The organism is Novosphingobium sp. TH158 (assembly GCF_002855555.1).
Taxonomy (GTDB): domain Bacteria; phylum Pseudomonadota; class Alphaproteobacteria; order Sphingomonadales; family Sphingomonadaceae; genus Novosphingobium.
On the sequence record NZ_PKRT01000001.1, the window covers coordinates 2,059,688 to 2,073,117 of the forward strand.

Annotated in this window: 13 protein-coding genes; 2 read left to right on the forward strand and 11 right to left on the reverse strand. The window is 64.2% G+C overall.

The features are described from left to right. Position 1: 1 nt before the first annotated feature. Positions 2 to 1,465, reverse strand: a complete 1,464-nt coding sequence (locus C0V78_RS10145) for a sorbosone dehydrogenase family protein (RefSeq protein ID WP_101797604.1) — start codon at positions 1,463 to 1,465, stop codon at positions 2 to 4. Positions 1,466 to 1,662: 197 nt separating this feature from the next. Here C0V78_RS10145 and C0V78_RS10150 point away from each other — a divergent pair, with 197 nt between their 5' ends. Next, positions 1,663 to 2,367, forward strand: coding sequence for a glycine zipper 2TM domain-containing protein (locus C0V78_RS10150; RefSeq protein WP_101797605.1), 705 nt, complete (start codon positions 1,663 to 1,665; stop codon positions 2,365 to 2,367). Between the two features lie 84 nt (positions 2,368 to 2,451). On the opposite strand, the gene C0V78_RS10155 is transcribed toward C0V78_RS10150, so the two are convergent. The 6 genes from C0V78_RS10155 to C0V78_RS10180 all read right to left on the reverse strand — a co-directional run bounded on the left by C0V78_RS10155 (position 2,452) and on the right by C0V78_RS10180 (position 8,306). Then, the gene (locus tag C0V78_RS10155) at positions 2,452 to 3,432 is read right to left on the reverse strand and encodes a ParB/RepB/Spo0J family partition protein (RefSeq protein WP_101797606.1); all 981 of its coding nucleotides are present in this window, start codon (positions 3,430 to 3,432) and stop codon (positions 2,452 to 2,454) included. Then, on the reverse strand, positions 3,429 to 4,205 hold the full coding sequence (locus C0V78_RS10160) for a ParA family protein (RefSeq protein ID WP_101797607.1): 777 nt from the start codon (positions 4,203 to 4,205) through the stop codon (positions 3,429 to 3,431). The genes C0V78_RS10155 and C0V78_RS10160 overlap by 4 nt, the downstream gene beginning before the upstream one ends. Then, positions 4,202 to 4,855, reverse strand: a complete 654-nt coding sequence (rsmG, locus tag C0V78_RS10165; RefSeq protein WP_101797608.1) for a 16S rRNA (guanine(527)-N(7))-methyltransferase RsmG — start codon at positions 4,853 to 4,855, stop codon at positions 4,202 to 4,204. Before rsmG ends, C0V78_RS10160 begins: the two co-directional genes overlap by 4 nt. Beyond that, positions 4,852 to 6,699 carry a tRNA uridine-5-carboxymethylaminomethyl(34) synthesis enzyme MnmG gene (gene mnmG, locus C0V78_RS10170; protein WP_101797609.1) on the reverse strand — a complete coding sequence of 616 codons (1,848 nt, stop codon included), beginning with the start codon at positions 6,697 to 6,699 and terminating at the stop codon, positions 4,852 to 4,854. Before mnmG ends, rsmG begins: the two co-directional genes overlap by 4 nt. Before the next feature lie 64 nt (positions 6,700 to 6,763). Beyond that, positions 6,764 to 8,041 (reverse strand): tRNA uridine-5-carboxymethylaminomethyl(34) synthesis GTPase MnmE, encoded by a 1,278-nt coding sequence (gene mnmE, locus C0V78_RS10175; RefSeq protein WP_101797610.1) that lies wholly within the window; start codon positions 8,039 to 8,041, stop codon positions 6,764 to 6,766. 13 nt (positions 8,042 to 8,054) lie between these two features. Next, on the reverse strand, positions 8,055 to 8,306 hold the full coding sequence (locus tag C0V78_RS10180; RefSeq protein WP_101797611.1) for a DUF6489 family protein: 252 nt from the start codon (positions 8,304 to 8,306) through the stop codon (positions 8,055 to 8,057). 122 nt (positions 8,307 to 8,428) lie between these two features. Here C0V78_RS10180 and C0V78_RS10185 point away from each other — a divergent pair, with 122 nt between their 5' ends. After that, entirely contained in the window at positions 8,429 to 9,127 is a 699-nt protein-coding gene (locus tag C0V78_RS10185) for a dienelactone hydrolase family protein (protein ID WP_101797612.1), read from the forward strand. Between the two features lie 9 nt (positions 9,128 to 9,136). On the opposite strand, the gene C0V78_RS10190 is transcribed toward C0V78_RS10185, so the two are convergent. The 4 genes from C0V78_RS10190 to hemE all read right to left on the reverse strand — a co-directional run bounded on the left by C0V78_RS10190 (position 9,137) and on the right by hemE (position 13,165). Continuing rightward, positions 9,137 to 10,267: an aspartyl/asparaginyl beta-hydroxylase domain-containing protein gene (locus C0V78_RS10190; RefSeq protein WP_254049884.1), complete on the reverse strand. Its 1,131-nt coding sequence runs from the start codon at positions 10,265 to 10,267 to the stop codon at positions 9,137 to 9,139. Positions 10,268 to 10,277: 10 nt separating this feature from the next. Further along, the gene (rho, locus tag C0V78_RS10195) at positions 10,278 to 11,534 is read right to left on the reverse strand and encodes a transcription termination factor Rho (RefSeq protein WP_101797613.1); all 1,257 of its coding nucleotides are present in this window, start codon (positions 11,532 to 11,534) and stop codon (positions 10,278 to 10,280) included. Positions 11,535 to 11,671: 137 nt separating this feature from the next. Continuing rightward, positions 11,672 to 12,097, reverse strand: a complete 426-nt coding sequence (locus C0V78_RS10200; protein WP_371514435.1) for a CopD family protein — start codon at positions 12,095 to 12,097, stop codon at positions 11,672 to 11,674. A 39-nt stretch (positions 12,098 to 12,136) separates the two neighbouring features. Next, on the reverse strand, positions 12,137 to 13,165 hold the full coding sequence (gene hemE / locus C0V78_RS10205; RefSeq protein WP_101798310.1) for a uroporphyrinogen decarboxylase: 1,029 nt from the start codon (positions 13,163 to 13,165) through the stop codon (positions 12,137 to 12,139). Positions 13,166 to 13,430 lie beyond the last annotated feature (265 nt).

Consider the following 13,430-nt stretch of genomic DNA (forward strand, 5'->3'; position numbering starts at 1 on the left):
GTTACTGCTTGCTGAGTGCTTCTTCGATCTGGCGGCGAATCTGGGCTTCGGTCGCCGAGTCGATCGAGCGAACCGGCGCCATCTTCGGTGTTTCGACCGCCTTGGGCTTCGGCAGCGGGGCAGCACCCGGCGAAACTACGCGCCAGACCATGCCGCCAAGATCGTCTGTCACCAGCAGCGCGCCGGTCTTGTCGAAGCCAAGCCAGACGGGCCGTCCGCGGGCCTTGTTACCCTCCTTCAGGAACCCGGTCAGCACCGGGGCCGGGCGCGACTTGGGATTGCCCCATTCGTCGAAGACCACAAAAACCACGTCATAGCCGACCAGCGGCTTGCGATTCCATGATCCGTGCCGGGCGATGAAAGCCCCGCTGTTGTAGAAGGAACCCAGCCGGTTGCCTTCATTGGCAAAGCGCAGGCCCAGCGGCGCGGTGTGGGCGCCCATGGCGAATTCCGGCTTGCGGACATATTCGCCGAGAAATTCGGGCATGGGTTCCTCGACGCGTTCGTCGATGTACTTCTTCCAGTAGTACCAGGGCCAGCCGTATTCCGCGCCCACGGGCACGTTCGTCAGGTAATCCGGCACGAGATCGGGGCCGAGCATGTCGCGCTCGTTGACCACGGTCCACAGCTCGCCGGTCACCGGGCTCCAGTCCATGCCGTTGGGGTTGCGCAGCCCGCCCCCGTACTGGCGCTTGCGACCGGTGGCGATGTCATATTCGAAGATGGCGGCCCGGCCCTTTTCCGCTTCCATGCCGTTCTCGCCAATGTTGGACGCCGAACCGACAGCGACATAGAGCTTGCTGCCATCCGCGCTTGCCAGCAGGTTGCGCATCCAGTGGTTGCCGCCGGCGGGCAGGTCCATGACCTTAGCCGGGTTGCCGGTAATGGCGGTCGCGCCGGGGACGAAATCGAAGGCGAGGACGGCGTTGTGGTTGGCGACATAGAGCTTGCCGCCGACCAGCGCCATGCCCGAAGGCGAATCGAGATCCTTCTCGCGCAGCACGAACCGCGCCTCGGCCGAACCGTCGCCATCGGCGTCGCGCAGCAGGATGATGCGGTTGGGCGAAGGGTTGCCGGCCCCGGCCTTGTTCCAGAAGAAGCGCTGGATGGCACCGAACAGGCCACCGCCCTCGCCCGGAACCTGCGGATGATCGGTCTCCGCCACCAGCACGTCGCCATTGGGAAGGACCAGCAGGGTGCGCGGGTGGTTGAGCCCGGCAGCAAAGCGATTGACCGCAAGCCCGTGCGCCGCGGTTGGCGCTTCATTCGGCCCCCAGCCCACCGGAGTGGCGATACCGACGGTCGGGATCGTTTCCTCCTCGGGCGCGCGGATTTCCACTTGGGCGCCTTCGGTGGCGCCGAGGGGCAGCTTCGAGGGGTTGCCGCGGGAAATCCATATCCAGATGCCGCCAATGACGATGGCCAGGATACCCAGGGTGAGGATGATCTTTCGGAACGAGCGCATGGTGCATGGATAGGGGGTGCACGGGCGACCCGCAACCCGGACGTCACCGGTTAAGCCGGTCCATCCAGATGCACCGTTTCGGGACAGGCCTGCATTCGCTGCGGGCAAACTCTTGGTTTCATGCGGATTGCGATGGTAAGTTCCAGGTTAACGGGCAGGACGAAGGCGTCTTGCCGTCAAATTCAGGGGAACAACCCATGCGCCTCAGCGCCCTTGCCTTGATCGCTGCATCCGCCGCCGCCTTCGCCTCGCCTGCCCTCGCGCACGAACCGGCGCCGCCTCCGCCGCCGGGCATGCCGGGGCATGGTGGCTGGCATGGCCCGGGTCCCCAGCAGGGTAACTGGATGGCCCAGCGCGAGGACTGGCTGGCGGAATGCCGTCGCCGGATCGGCAGTGGCAAGCGCGGCGGCGTGACTGGCGCAGTCGTCGGCGGAGTCCTCGGCGGCGTAGTCGGTCGTGAAGTTGCCGGACGCGGCGACAAGGCCGTCGGCACCGTGGCTGGAGCGGCGCTTGGCGCTGTTGCGGGTGCCGCGATCGAGCGCGGCGCCGAAGGCCGCCGCTATCGCGACGAGTGCGAGGCCATGCTGGAGAACCAGTCCAATTACGGCCAGGCCGGATATCCGGGCTATGGTTATGGCTATGGCTATGGTTATGGTTATGCGGCGCCGGTCATGATGGTCCCCGTCGCCATGGTGGCCATGCCGGGCCATGCCCACGGTCACATGCACGCCAAGCACGATTGCAAGGAAACCGTGACCACCGAATACGTCACCACCTATGACACGGTGTACCGCAAGGTGCGCGAGGTTCGCTACAAGTCCGTGCCAACCTACAAGCGCGTCCGCGTCGTACCGGACAAGCGGGTGCGGATGGTCCCCGACAAGCGGGTTACCAGCCAGTAATCCACTGATTTGTAAAACTTTCTATAGGTTGGTCGAAGGGCCCGAAGTTGCGCAGCGCGACTTCGGGCTCTTTTCCTTGGCGTGTCAGATGCCGCCGCCGGTCAGGCGCTGGCAGATAAGGTCGAGCTGGTCGAGCGTGCGATAGCGAATGGTTACCGCGCCCGAACGCGGATCGGCATCGGCCTGAATTCGCACAGGCAGGCCGAGAAATTCCTCGAGATGGCCCTGGACTGCGGCAATGTCGGCATTCTCCGCAGCCGTTGCGCCGCTGCGCGCGCGACGCGGTGCGCTGCTGCCCCGCGCCTGCTTGCGCACCAGCTTTTCCACCTCGCGCACCGACAGCTGCTTGGCAACGATGGTTTCGGCGAGCTCGGCAGCATTGTCCGTGCCGATCAGGGCACGGGCATGCCCCATCGAAAGGTCCCCCTGCTGGACCATGTCGAGCACCGAATCGGGCAGCTGGAGCAGGCGCTGGAAATTGGCCACATGGCTGCGCGACTTGTCGACCAGTCGGGCAATCTCCGCCTGGGTCAGCCCTTCCTGATCGGCCAACCGATGATAGGCCCGCGCCTCTTCAACCGGATTAAGATCCTCGCGCTGCAAGTTCTCGATCAGCGCAAGTGCCATCACATCGCGCTCGGAAAGGTCGCGCACCAGCGCCGGAATTTCGTGCAGCTGCGCCTTTTGCGCCGCGCGCCAGCGCCGCTCACCGGCAACCAGCTGGTAACGTCCGTTGGGGAGCGGCCGCACGATCACCGGCTGGATAACGCCACGTGCCGCAATCGAGGCGGCAAGCTCTTCAAGCGCGGCTTCATCGAAGTGGCGACGCGGCTGCTCAGGGTGCGGCTCGATCGAGGCGATGGAAAGCTGGGCAAGCCCGGTGACGGACGAAACCGTGCCTTCGGTCTGCACCGGGCCGCCGCTCACCAAGGGTTCCTCGCGGCGCGTCTCGCCAAGCAGCGCGCCAAGGCCGCGGCCAAGGCCGGTCATCTTGCGCTTCGGAGCCGCGCCGCCGCCTTCGGTGGGCGGATTGACCGAAATGCGGATTACCGGATCGTCGCTCATGCAGCTTTCCTCTTTTCGGGCAGGCGGGCGATCAGTTCGCGCGCCAGCGCCATATAGGCGCGGCTGCCCGTGCAGTTGTGATCGTAAACCAGCGCCGGCAGGCCGTGGCTCGGCGCTTCCGACAGGCGGACATTGCGCGGAATGACAGTTTCGAAAACAAGGTTGCCCAGGCAAGAACGCACGTCCTCGCTCACCTGGTCGGTCAGGCGGTTGCGCCGGTCATACATGGTCAGTGCCACGCCCAGGATCGACAGGCCGGGATTGAACCGCTGCTGCACCCGCTCGACAGTCTGGAGCAGCTGGCTGAGACCTTCGAGCGCGAAGAATTCACACTGCAGGGGCACCAGAAGGGTATTCGCCGCACCCAGGGCGTTGAGCGTGAGCAGGCCCAGCGAGGGCGGGCAGTCGATCAGGACAATGTCGTGGCCGACATGATTCTCGAGCGCATGCCGCAGGCGGTGAGCCCGTTCCTCGACCGCAACGAGCTCCACTTCCGCCCCTGAAAGGTCGACCGTAGCCGGCACGATATCGAGCCCGGGAATCCGCGTCGGCTGCGTACATTCGGCAATGGGTGCCTGATCGACGAGAACGTCATAGGACGAAGCGAGCCGATCCGGCGCGGCCAGTCCGATGCCGGTCGAGGCATTGCCCTGCGGATCGAGGTCGATCAGCAGGACTTTCCAGCCGATCGCTGCCATCGCCGTTGCAATGTTGATGGCGGTCGTGGTCTTGCCCACCCCGCCCTTCTGGTTGGCCACTGCGATGGTTATCACTTGCGTTTTCCCTTCGACTTGGGCGTTTTCCCGGCGACACGACCGACAATAATGCCGGCATCGGCATCAGTCAGCGATTGTTCCACGTGGAACATGTGATCCCAGCCGGTCAGCTCCTGCAATTCCTGCCGTGCAGACCGCCCTTTCGGCAACAGCCAAATCGTGTCCGGTGTGGAAAAGCGCGCGGAAAGATCCAGCAATCTGTCGAGCGGTGCAAAAGCGCGTGCCGAAATTGTGCGTACGGTACGTGTTTCGACGAGCTCCAGTCGCGATCCAAGGACCCGAGCGTTTTCGAGACCCAGCGATTCGGCAGCACGCGTGAGCCATTCGATTCGGCGCGCGCGCGATTCGACCATCAGGAGTTCGGTTTCCGGCAGGAGGCAAGCCACGGCGAGTCCCGGGAACCCGGCCCCCGTGCCGAGGTCCAGCCACGGACCTGCTGTTTCACGTGAAACATATGTGAGCAACTGCGCCGAGTCGGCAATGTGCCGCTGCCAGACCTGGGCGAGACTCGCTGCCGAGACGAGGTTCTGCCGGGTGTTTTCCTCGATCAGGAGAGCGGCCAGTCGATCGAGCCGATCGAGCGCCGCGGCATCGACACCGGGAAGCGCGGCAACATAGGCGCGCGCCTGAATCTCGTCAGCGATCATGCCGCGCGCCGCCGCGCGTGAACCAGGAGGGCGGCAAGCGCGGCCGGGGTGATTCCGGGGACTCTGCCCGCAGCTGCCAATGTGGCCGGTCGGGCGCGCGAAAGGCGTTCGACCATCTCGCGCGACAGCCCCGGTATCTCGGCGTAGGGAAAGGCATCGCCAAGCGGCAAAGCTTCGCTGGCGCGCAGGTCTCGCAGCTCACTCTCCTGACGGGCAAGATAGGGAGCATAGGCCGCGTCCTCGGCGACCTCGCTCGCAAGCTCAGGATCGTCCGGGAGATCGGCGTCGAGCCATGGCCCAAGCGTTTCGAGATCGATACCGCCGAAGCGCAGCCACTCGCGCAGAGGAAGGCGACCCGTATCCGGACGGACCGGCAGGCCTGCACGGGCAAGCTCAGCGGAGCTGACCGACGCATCGAGCGCGGCCTCATACTGCTCGCGTGCCGAGAGCCGATTCTCGAACCAGCGCTTTCGCTCCGCCCCGACGGCACCCGCCGCCATCGCGAGAGGGGTAAGCCGGCTCGATGCATTGTTCGCGCGGAGGCGCAGGCGATACTCCGCACGGGCGGTGAGCATGCGGTAAGGCTCGGTCACGCCATGCAGGGTGAGGTCGTCAATCATCACCGCCATGTAGCTGTTGGCCCGGTCAAGCGCGGCCGGTTCGCGGCCCAGCACGGCAGCGGCAGCATGCATGCCTGCAACCAGCCCCTGGGCCGCCGCCTCTTCGTAGCCGGTCGTGCCATTGATCTGTCCGGCACAGTAAAGGCCCGGAATGTCGCGCAGCTCAAGGCTAGTCCGCAGCGCGCGTGGATCGATGTGATCGTATTCCACGGCATAGCCCGGAACCGCCATCTCGACCGCTTCGAGCCCCTTCATCGTCCGCACCATCGCGAGCTGGACATCGGCCGGCAACGAGGTGCTGATCCCGTTCGGATAAACCAGATGCGTGTCGAGGCCCTCGGGCTCGAGAAAGATCTGGTGGCCATCGCGGTCGGCAAAGCGGTGGATCTTGTCCTCGATGGACGGGCAGTAACGGGGGCCGGATGCACCGATGGCGCCGGTGAACAACGGGGAACGATGAAGGTTGGCCCGGATGATCTCGTGGCTCGCCTCATTGGTCCGCGTTATCGCACAAAAGACCTGCGGAAGGACCCGCCCTTCCCCCATCGCCGACATGGTCCACGGTTCGGGGTCGCTCGGCTGTTCGTCCAGGCTGGCCCAGTCGATCGTGCGGCCATCCAGTCGGGGGGGCGTGCCGGTCTTCAAGCGGGCCATCGGCAACTGTGCTTCGCGCAGTTGGGCAGCAAGCACCTGCGCCGAAGCCTCGCCGATCCGGCCACCGACAATACGTTCCTCGCCGCGAAACAAGGTGCCGCCGAGGAAGGTGCCGGTACACAGGATCACCGCCGCACATTCCAGCCGGGTCCCGTCAGCAAGATCGATTCCGGTTACCCTGCCCCGGTCGAAGTGCAGCGCCGCTGCTTCTCCGGCGACCTGCACCAGATCGCCCTGCTGGCGGAGCAGAGCCTGGACGGCAGCCTTGAATCGCTTGCGATCGGTCTGGACGCGCGGTCCCTGCACTGCCGACCCCTTCGAGCGGTTGAGCATGCGGTAATGGATCGCCCCGGCATCGGCGGCGCGGGCAATGATGCCGTCGAAGGCATCGACCTCGCGGACCAGGTGTCCCTTGCCGAGTCCGCCAATCGCGGGATTGCAGCTCATGGCCCCGATCTGGTCGAGGTCGAAAGAAACGAGCGCTACGCGCGCGCCCATGCGGGCAGCCACGGCAGCTGCCTCAACCCCGGCGTGTCCTCCGCCGATGACGATGATGTCGAACCGATGCATGAAGCAGCCCGTTTAGCCGCGCCTGTCCCCGCGGTCAAAGCGGCGGTGTTTCACGTGGAACAACTCACTTGCCGATGCAAAACCTACCGAACAGGGCATCGAGCATGTCTTCGGTCGTGGTACGACCAAGCAAGGAATCGAAGGCAAGCCGGGCCTGCCGCAGGCCTTCGGCTGCCAGCAGCGGATCCGCTTCATGCCGCGCCTCACCGAGCGAGCGGGCCGCCTGGGTGAGCAGGCGATGCTGGCGTTCGTTCAGCGCCGCTTCGCCGGGCAACGGCAAGGCCTTCCGCGCTGTTGCAACGAGATCCTGCCGCAGCGCATCCATTCCCTCACCCGTGCGCGCCGAGATGCAGTGGCGGGGATTGCTCTTGCCGAGGGCATCTTCGCGGTCGATCTGCGAAGCAATGTCCCAGGCACCTTCCGGGCCCATTCCTTCCGGCCCGAGCCACAGCACCAGGTCCGCCCGGTCGAGTGCCTCCATGGCGCGCTCAATACCGATTGCCTCGATCTCGTCATCGACGGCATCGTGAAGGCCGGCCGTATCGGCAAACAGGAATGGAATGCCCTCGATCGCCACCGGCCGGGTCAGGACATCGCGAGTGGTTCCGGCAATGGGTGTGGTAATCGCGGCATCGGATTCAACCAAAGCATTGAATAGAGTGCTTTTTCCAAGATTCGGCGGGCCAGCGATGACGACCCGGAAACCTTCGCGCAGGGTCTCGGCGCGGGGCCGTGACAGCCACTGCCCGATCTCCGCCTGCAAGCCCTCGATCTCGCGCGGAAACTCCGGCGGCAGCAGGGCGACATCGTCCTCGTCCGAAAAATCGAGCACAGCCTCAAGGCTGGCGGAGACCATCAGGAGCCGCTCGCGCCAGGAGTCGATTACGCGGGAGAAGCTGCCGCCGGCCATGGCAACCGCGCTGCGCCGCTGCAATTCCGTCTCGGCGGACAGCAGGTCGGCCAGGCCTTCGGCTTCGGCAAGGTCGATCCGGCCATTGGCAAAGGCGCGCCGGGTGAACTCGCCCGGCTCCGCCAGCCGCAGCCCCGGCAGGTCGCCCAGAGCGGATTCAAGTGCAGCGACGACTGCACGACCGCCGTGTACGTGAAACTCCGCCACGTCCTCACCCGTCGCCGTATTCGGTCCTGGCATCCACAGGACGAGGGCGTGATCGATCTCCTCGCCCTCCCCGTCGATCAGGCGCGCGGTTCCGGCGCGGCGCGGTTCCGGCATCGTTCCGGTCAGCGAGCGCAAGGCATTGCCCGCACCGGGGCCGGTCACCCGGACGACGCCGATGGCGGCGGGCGGCGAACCGCTGGACAAGGCAAAGATCGTGTCGCTCATCGCTTACCGGCGGTCAGGTGCCGCCATCCTTCTTCTTGCTGCCGGCCGTGCCGGCATCCATGAACTGCTGGAACAGCTTCAGGCCAATCTCGCCCATCGGTGCAATCTGCTTGGCCATCGATTGCAGCTTTTCCAGATCGCCGACGCCTTGCATCGCCTTGGCAACGGCATCGACATAAACGTCGTTCGCCTTGGCGACATCGGGCAGTCCAAGGAAGCGGCGCGCCTCCTCGGGAGTGCAATCCACCTCCACATGAACCTTCATGGCCGTTCTCCGATGCGCCGATTCTGGCGCTCTGGTGTTTATGTGGGCAGGCAAGCGGCTCTTGGCAATGGCCTTGCACCGCGCCAAAGGAGGCCAAAGCGCCGAATCCAAGGAGAAATACGATGGGCGAGTCCGTTCGCATCCCCACTTTCGAAGGCGACAAGAGCTTCCCCGCCTATGTCGCCCGTCCCGCCGGCACCCCGCGCGCCGCGATCATCGTGGTGCAGGAAGTGTTCGGCGTGAATCCCGGCATCCGCAAGAAGGCGGATGACTGGGCAAGCAAGGGCTATCTCGCGGTCGCTCCCGAGGTCTTCTGGCGCCAGGCCGAAGGCATCGATCTCGATTCGGACGTGCCCGAGGAATTTCAGCAGGCTATCCGCCACATGATGGCACACGATTTCGACGCCGGCATCCGCGACGTCGAAGCGACGATTCGCTGGATCCGCAATGTCGAAGGCGTGGCCAAGGTCGGCCTCGTCGGTTTCTGCATGGGTGGCAAGGTAGCCTACCAGGCGGCGACCCGCACCGACATCGATGCATCGGTCGGCTATTACGGCGTCGGCATCGACCAGATGCTGAACGAGTCACACGCCATTGCCAAGCCGCTGATGCTGCACGTGCCGACGGCCGATGGCTTTGTCCCCCCCGAAGCCCAGAAGGCGATGCACGAGGGGCTGGATGGCAATCCGCACGTGACAATTCACGATTATGAAGGGCTCGACCACGGATTTGCCGCCGAGCACGGGGTGCGTCGCAATGACATTGCCGCACAGCTTGCCGACCAGCGGACGGACAAGTTCTTCGCCGCCAACCTCGCCTGATCGGCCAGACTAATTGATACCGAACGAGTCGATCGCCTGGAAAATCCGGGCGATCGCCTCGCGATCCTCAGGCGGAATCTCCGGCCGCCAGATTTCGAACAGCAGGATCACCCGGCTCTCCGGGCCGGTGTTGAAAGCTTCATGCTCGATCGAATCGTCGAATACGAAAGCCGTGCCATCGGTCCATTCGCGGCGATCATTGCCAACCCGAAGCGAGCAGCCCGGCGCGGTCTTGACCGGTACATGGCAGATCAGCCGGGTGTTGAGCATGCCGTAATGCGGTGCAATGCGCGCGCCCGGCAGCAGGCGAGACCACAGCGCATTGGGGGCACGACCCGGAACATGCGGCAGTGGCGCGTGGCCCAGCGCCTGCATCGTTGCCGGGCAGGCGGCGGCATTGCCTTCAACCAGGCTGCCATCCTGCCAGAAGTAATGCGCACTCCAGTCCATCTTGCCGAGCAGCGGGTTGTTCGGCGCGGGGCGATTGGCCCGGTGCTGGACATAAGGTTCAAACCCGGATTCCACCCGCGCCAGATATTCGTTGCGCATGGCGGGCGAGAGATCAAGCATGGGCTCTAGCCAGGGAAAATCCGCAGTCTCGTAAAACCACTTCTGCGGCAGGCCGGGGTAGTAGAATACCGATGGATGTTGCAGATAGACCTGCGACTTGCCGGTAAGCAGGTCGATCGCCTCGCGCATGGCGGGCGAAAGCACATCCCCGACTACCTCCCGCAGGTGCGCGCCGTAATCGCCTTGCAGGGCTGCGATGAAGCGCTGCCCGTGAGTCAGCAGGCCGGCTAGCGGAGGCGGGACCGGGGAACCGGCTGCAGCCTGGTTGGCAGCGGCCTGGTAAAAACTCGATGCGGCGCGAGGATCGCCCAGTCGCTCGCGCAGGTGGCCTTTGACGAGCAGTGCGCCTACGTCACGGGTGTCACGCTTCAGCTCGCGGTCAATTGCGGTTTCCGCAGCATCCAGGTTGCCAAGCGCCAGCTCGGCATTGCCCAGGGCCATCCACGGGAAATCCTCGCCGGCACTGGCAGCAGCATCGCGCAGGAGTGCTGCCGCACGGGCCGGATCTCGGGCCTGCAAGGCGGCAAGCCCTTCGGAAATCGCCCGGTGCGCGTCCGAAGGTCCTGCCACCGTACCGGCCTTACTGGTTCATCGTGGCAAAGAAGTCCTCGTTGGTCTTCGAGTCCTTCATCTTGTCGAGCAGGAACTCCATCGCATCGACCGTGCCCATCTGCATGAGGATGCGGCGTAGGACCCACATCTTGGAGAGCTGGTCCTTCGGGACAAGCAGCTCTTCCTTGCGGGTGCCGCTCTTGCCGACATCGAGCGCCGGGAAGATGCGCTTGTCGGCAACCTTGCGGTCAAGGACGATTTCCGAGTTACCGGTGCCCTTGAACTCTTCGAAGATGACTTCGTCCATGCGGCTGCCGGTATCGATCAGGGCCGTGGCGATGATCGAAAGCGAACCGCCTTCCTCGATGTTGCGCGCCGCACCGAAGAAGCGCTTCGGCCGCTGCAGGGCATTGGCGTCGACACCGCCGGTCAGCACCTTGCCCGAGCTGGGCACCACCGTGTTGTAGGCACGGCCAAGGCGGGTGATCGAGTCGAGAAGGATGACCACGTCGCGCTTGTGCTCGACCAGGCGCTTTGCCTTTTCGATAACCATTTCAGCGACTTGGACATGGCGCGTGGCCGGTTCGTCAAAGGTCGAGGAGATCACCTCGCCCTTTACCGAACGCTGCATGTCGGTGACTTCCTCGGGGCGTTCGTCGACCAGCAGGACGAGCAGGAACACTTCCGGATGGTTGTCGGTGATGGCCTTGGCGATGTTCTGCAACAGCACGGTCTTGCCGGTGCGCGGCGGCGCGACGATCAGCGCTCGCTGGCCCTTGCCCTGCGGGCTGATGAGATCGATCACGCGGGCGGACTTGTCCTTCACCGTCGGATCGGAGGTATCGAGCACCAGCCGCTCATCGGGATAGAGCGGGGTCAGGTTGTCGAAGTTTACGCGGTGGCGGACCACCTCGGGATCATCGAAGTTGACCTTGGTAAGCTTGGTGATGGCAAAATAGCGTTCACCGTCCTTGGGCGCGCGGATCTCGCCTTCAACGGTATCGCCGGTACGCAGGCCCCATTTGCGGACCTGGTTCGGCGAGACGTAGATGTCATCGGGACCGGCAAGGTAATTCGCTTCGGGGCTGCGCAGGAAGCCGAAGCCATCGGGCAGCACTTCGATCGTGCCCAGGCCCATGATCTCTTCGCCGTCTTCCGCCACTTCCTTGAGGATGGCGAACATCAGGTCTTGCCGGCGCAGGGTGCTGGCGCCTTCGACGCCGTATTCCTCGGCCATTTCGACCAGCTCGGCAGAGGACTTCTTCTTGAGTTCTTTCAGGTGCATTGCGATTGTATTCCAGAAATCGGGTTATTGCTGGCCGGACGGTCAAGGGGCTTGGAGAAAGCAGACCTGCTCGCGAAACGTGCGGCGCGAGCCATGCCGGACAGGCGCGGTCTATGCCCCGGTCCGGGCCAAGTCAATCAAAACGGGCGAATGACAACCAGAACGACGATGAAGGCCGCCGCGATTCCGGGGATCTCGTTGAGCATCCTGAGGTTGCGTCCGGTCAGCCGTCGCTCGCCGCGTGCCAGCGCCTTGTGATAACCGCCCAGCCACAGGTTATAGGCCGTCAAGCCCAGGACCAGCAGCAGCTTGGCGTGAAACCAGCCGAAACTGTACGCATTGGTCGTGATTGCCAGCAACAGCCCCAGCAGCCAGACGATTATCATCGACGGCCACAGGATGATCTTCAGCAACTTGCTCTCGCGATCGGTCCACACGGCGTTCTCGGGAGAATCCGCTGCGGCTTCCTGATGATAGACGAAATAGCGCGGCAACATGAACAGCCCGGCCATCCAGAAAATCACGAAGATGATGTGTCCGGCCTTGAGCCAAAAATAGGTCATGCTGAGCACCGTGAGCATGGAATGGAATGTAGGCGCAGATCAGGGCCTGCGCCAGCCCCTGACAACGCCAAGAAGTTGCGAAACATGTTCGATCGGGGTCGTCTGGCCGATGCCATGCCCCAGGTTGAACACGTGTGGCCGCCCGGCAAAGGCATCGAGAATGCGCAGCGCCTGCCGTTCCATCTCCTCGCCGCCCGAAAGCAGCAGCAGGGGATCGATGTTGCCCTGCACGGGCAGGCCTTCAGGCAGGTTGCGGTGCGCCCACAGCGGATCGATCGTCTCGTCGAGCGCCAGGGCATCGACCCGGGTCTCGCGCGCATAGGCGGGAAGCTTTTCACCCGATCCCTTGGGAAAGCCGATGATCGTCACGCCGGGGCAGCGCGCGCGCAGTTGCGAAACGATGGCGGCATTGGGGGCAATCACCCAGCGTTCGAACTCTGCCGGGGCAAGGCTGCCGGCCCAGGAATCGAACAGCTGCACCGCCTCGGCACCGGCAGCGACCTGGCCGGCAAGGTAATCGACCGTCACCTCGACGATGGCATCGATGATCGCCTGCATTGCCGCCGGGTCGCGATAGGCAAGCGCGCGCGTTTCGTGCTGGTCGCGGCTGCCCTCGCCCGCAACCATGTAGGTGGCAACGGTCCAGGGGCTGCCGGCAAAGCCAAGCAGCGTCCGTCCCGGTCCGAGTCCGGCCTTCACCTTGGCAACCGTCTCGTAAATCGGATCGAGGCGGGTCGGCACGGCACTGAGCGAGCTTAGCGCGGTATCGACCAGCCGCGGTGAAAGGTGCGGCCCCTCGCCCGCCAGGAACTGCAGGTCCTGTCCCATGGCATAGGGCACGATGAGAATGTCCGAAAACAGGATCGCCCCGTCAAAGCCGAAGCGGCGGATCGGCTGCAGGGTGATCTCCGCAGCAGCGTCACTATCATAGACAAGCGCCAAGAATCCGCCCTTTTCGGCACGAAGCGCACGGTATTCCGGCAGGTAGCGTCCAGCCTGGCGCATGAACCAAACGGGCCTCGCATCGCCATTGGTTCCGCGCAGGGTATCGAGAAGGAGTCCGGGCATCGGATCGGGTTCCAAACAAAATAATAGAATATTTGAATACGGATTCTGTAGGTTGTTGGCCTGTGGAAACCGGGCACAAGCGCGCCCTTGCCCGATTTGTCCCGGCCTGAACAGAGGCCGTGCATATCCGAATCGCGGGCACCGCGCGTCAAGGACGAGTTATCCCGCTTGTCCCCAGCCTGTGGGAAAGCCCTTTCCACCTGTCCACAGTCTGCGCATGGAAGGACTCGGATCGGGGGTGAATCGGCGGGTCCAAGTTGTCACC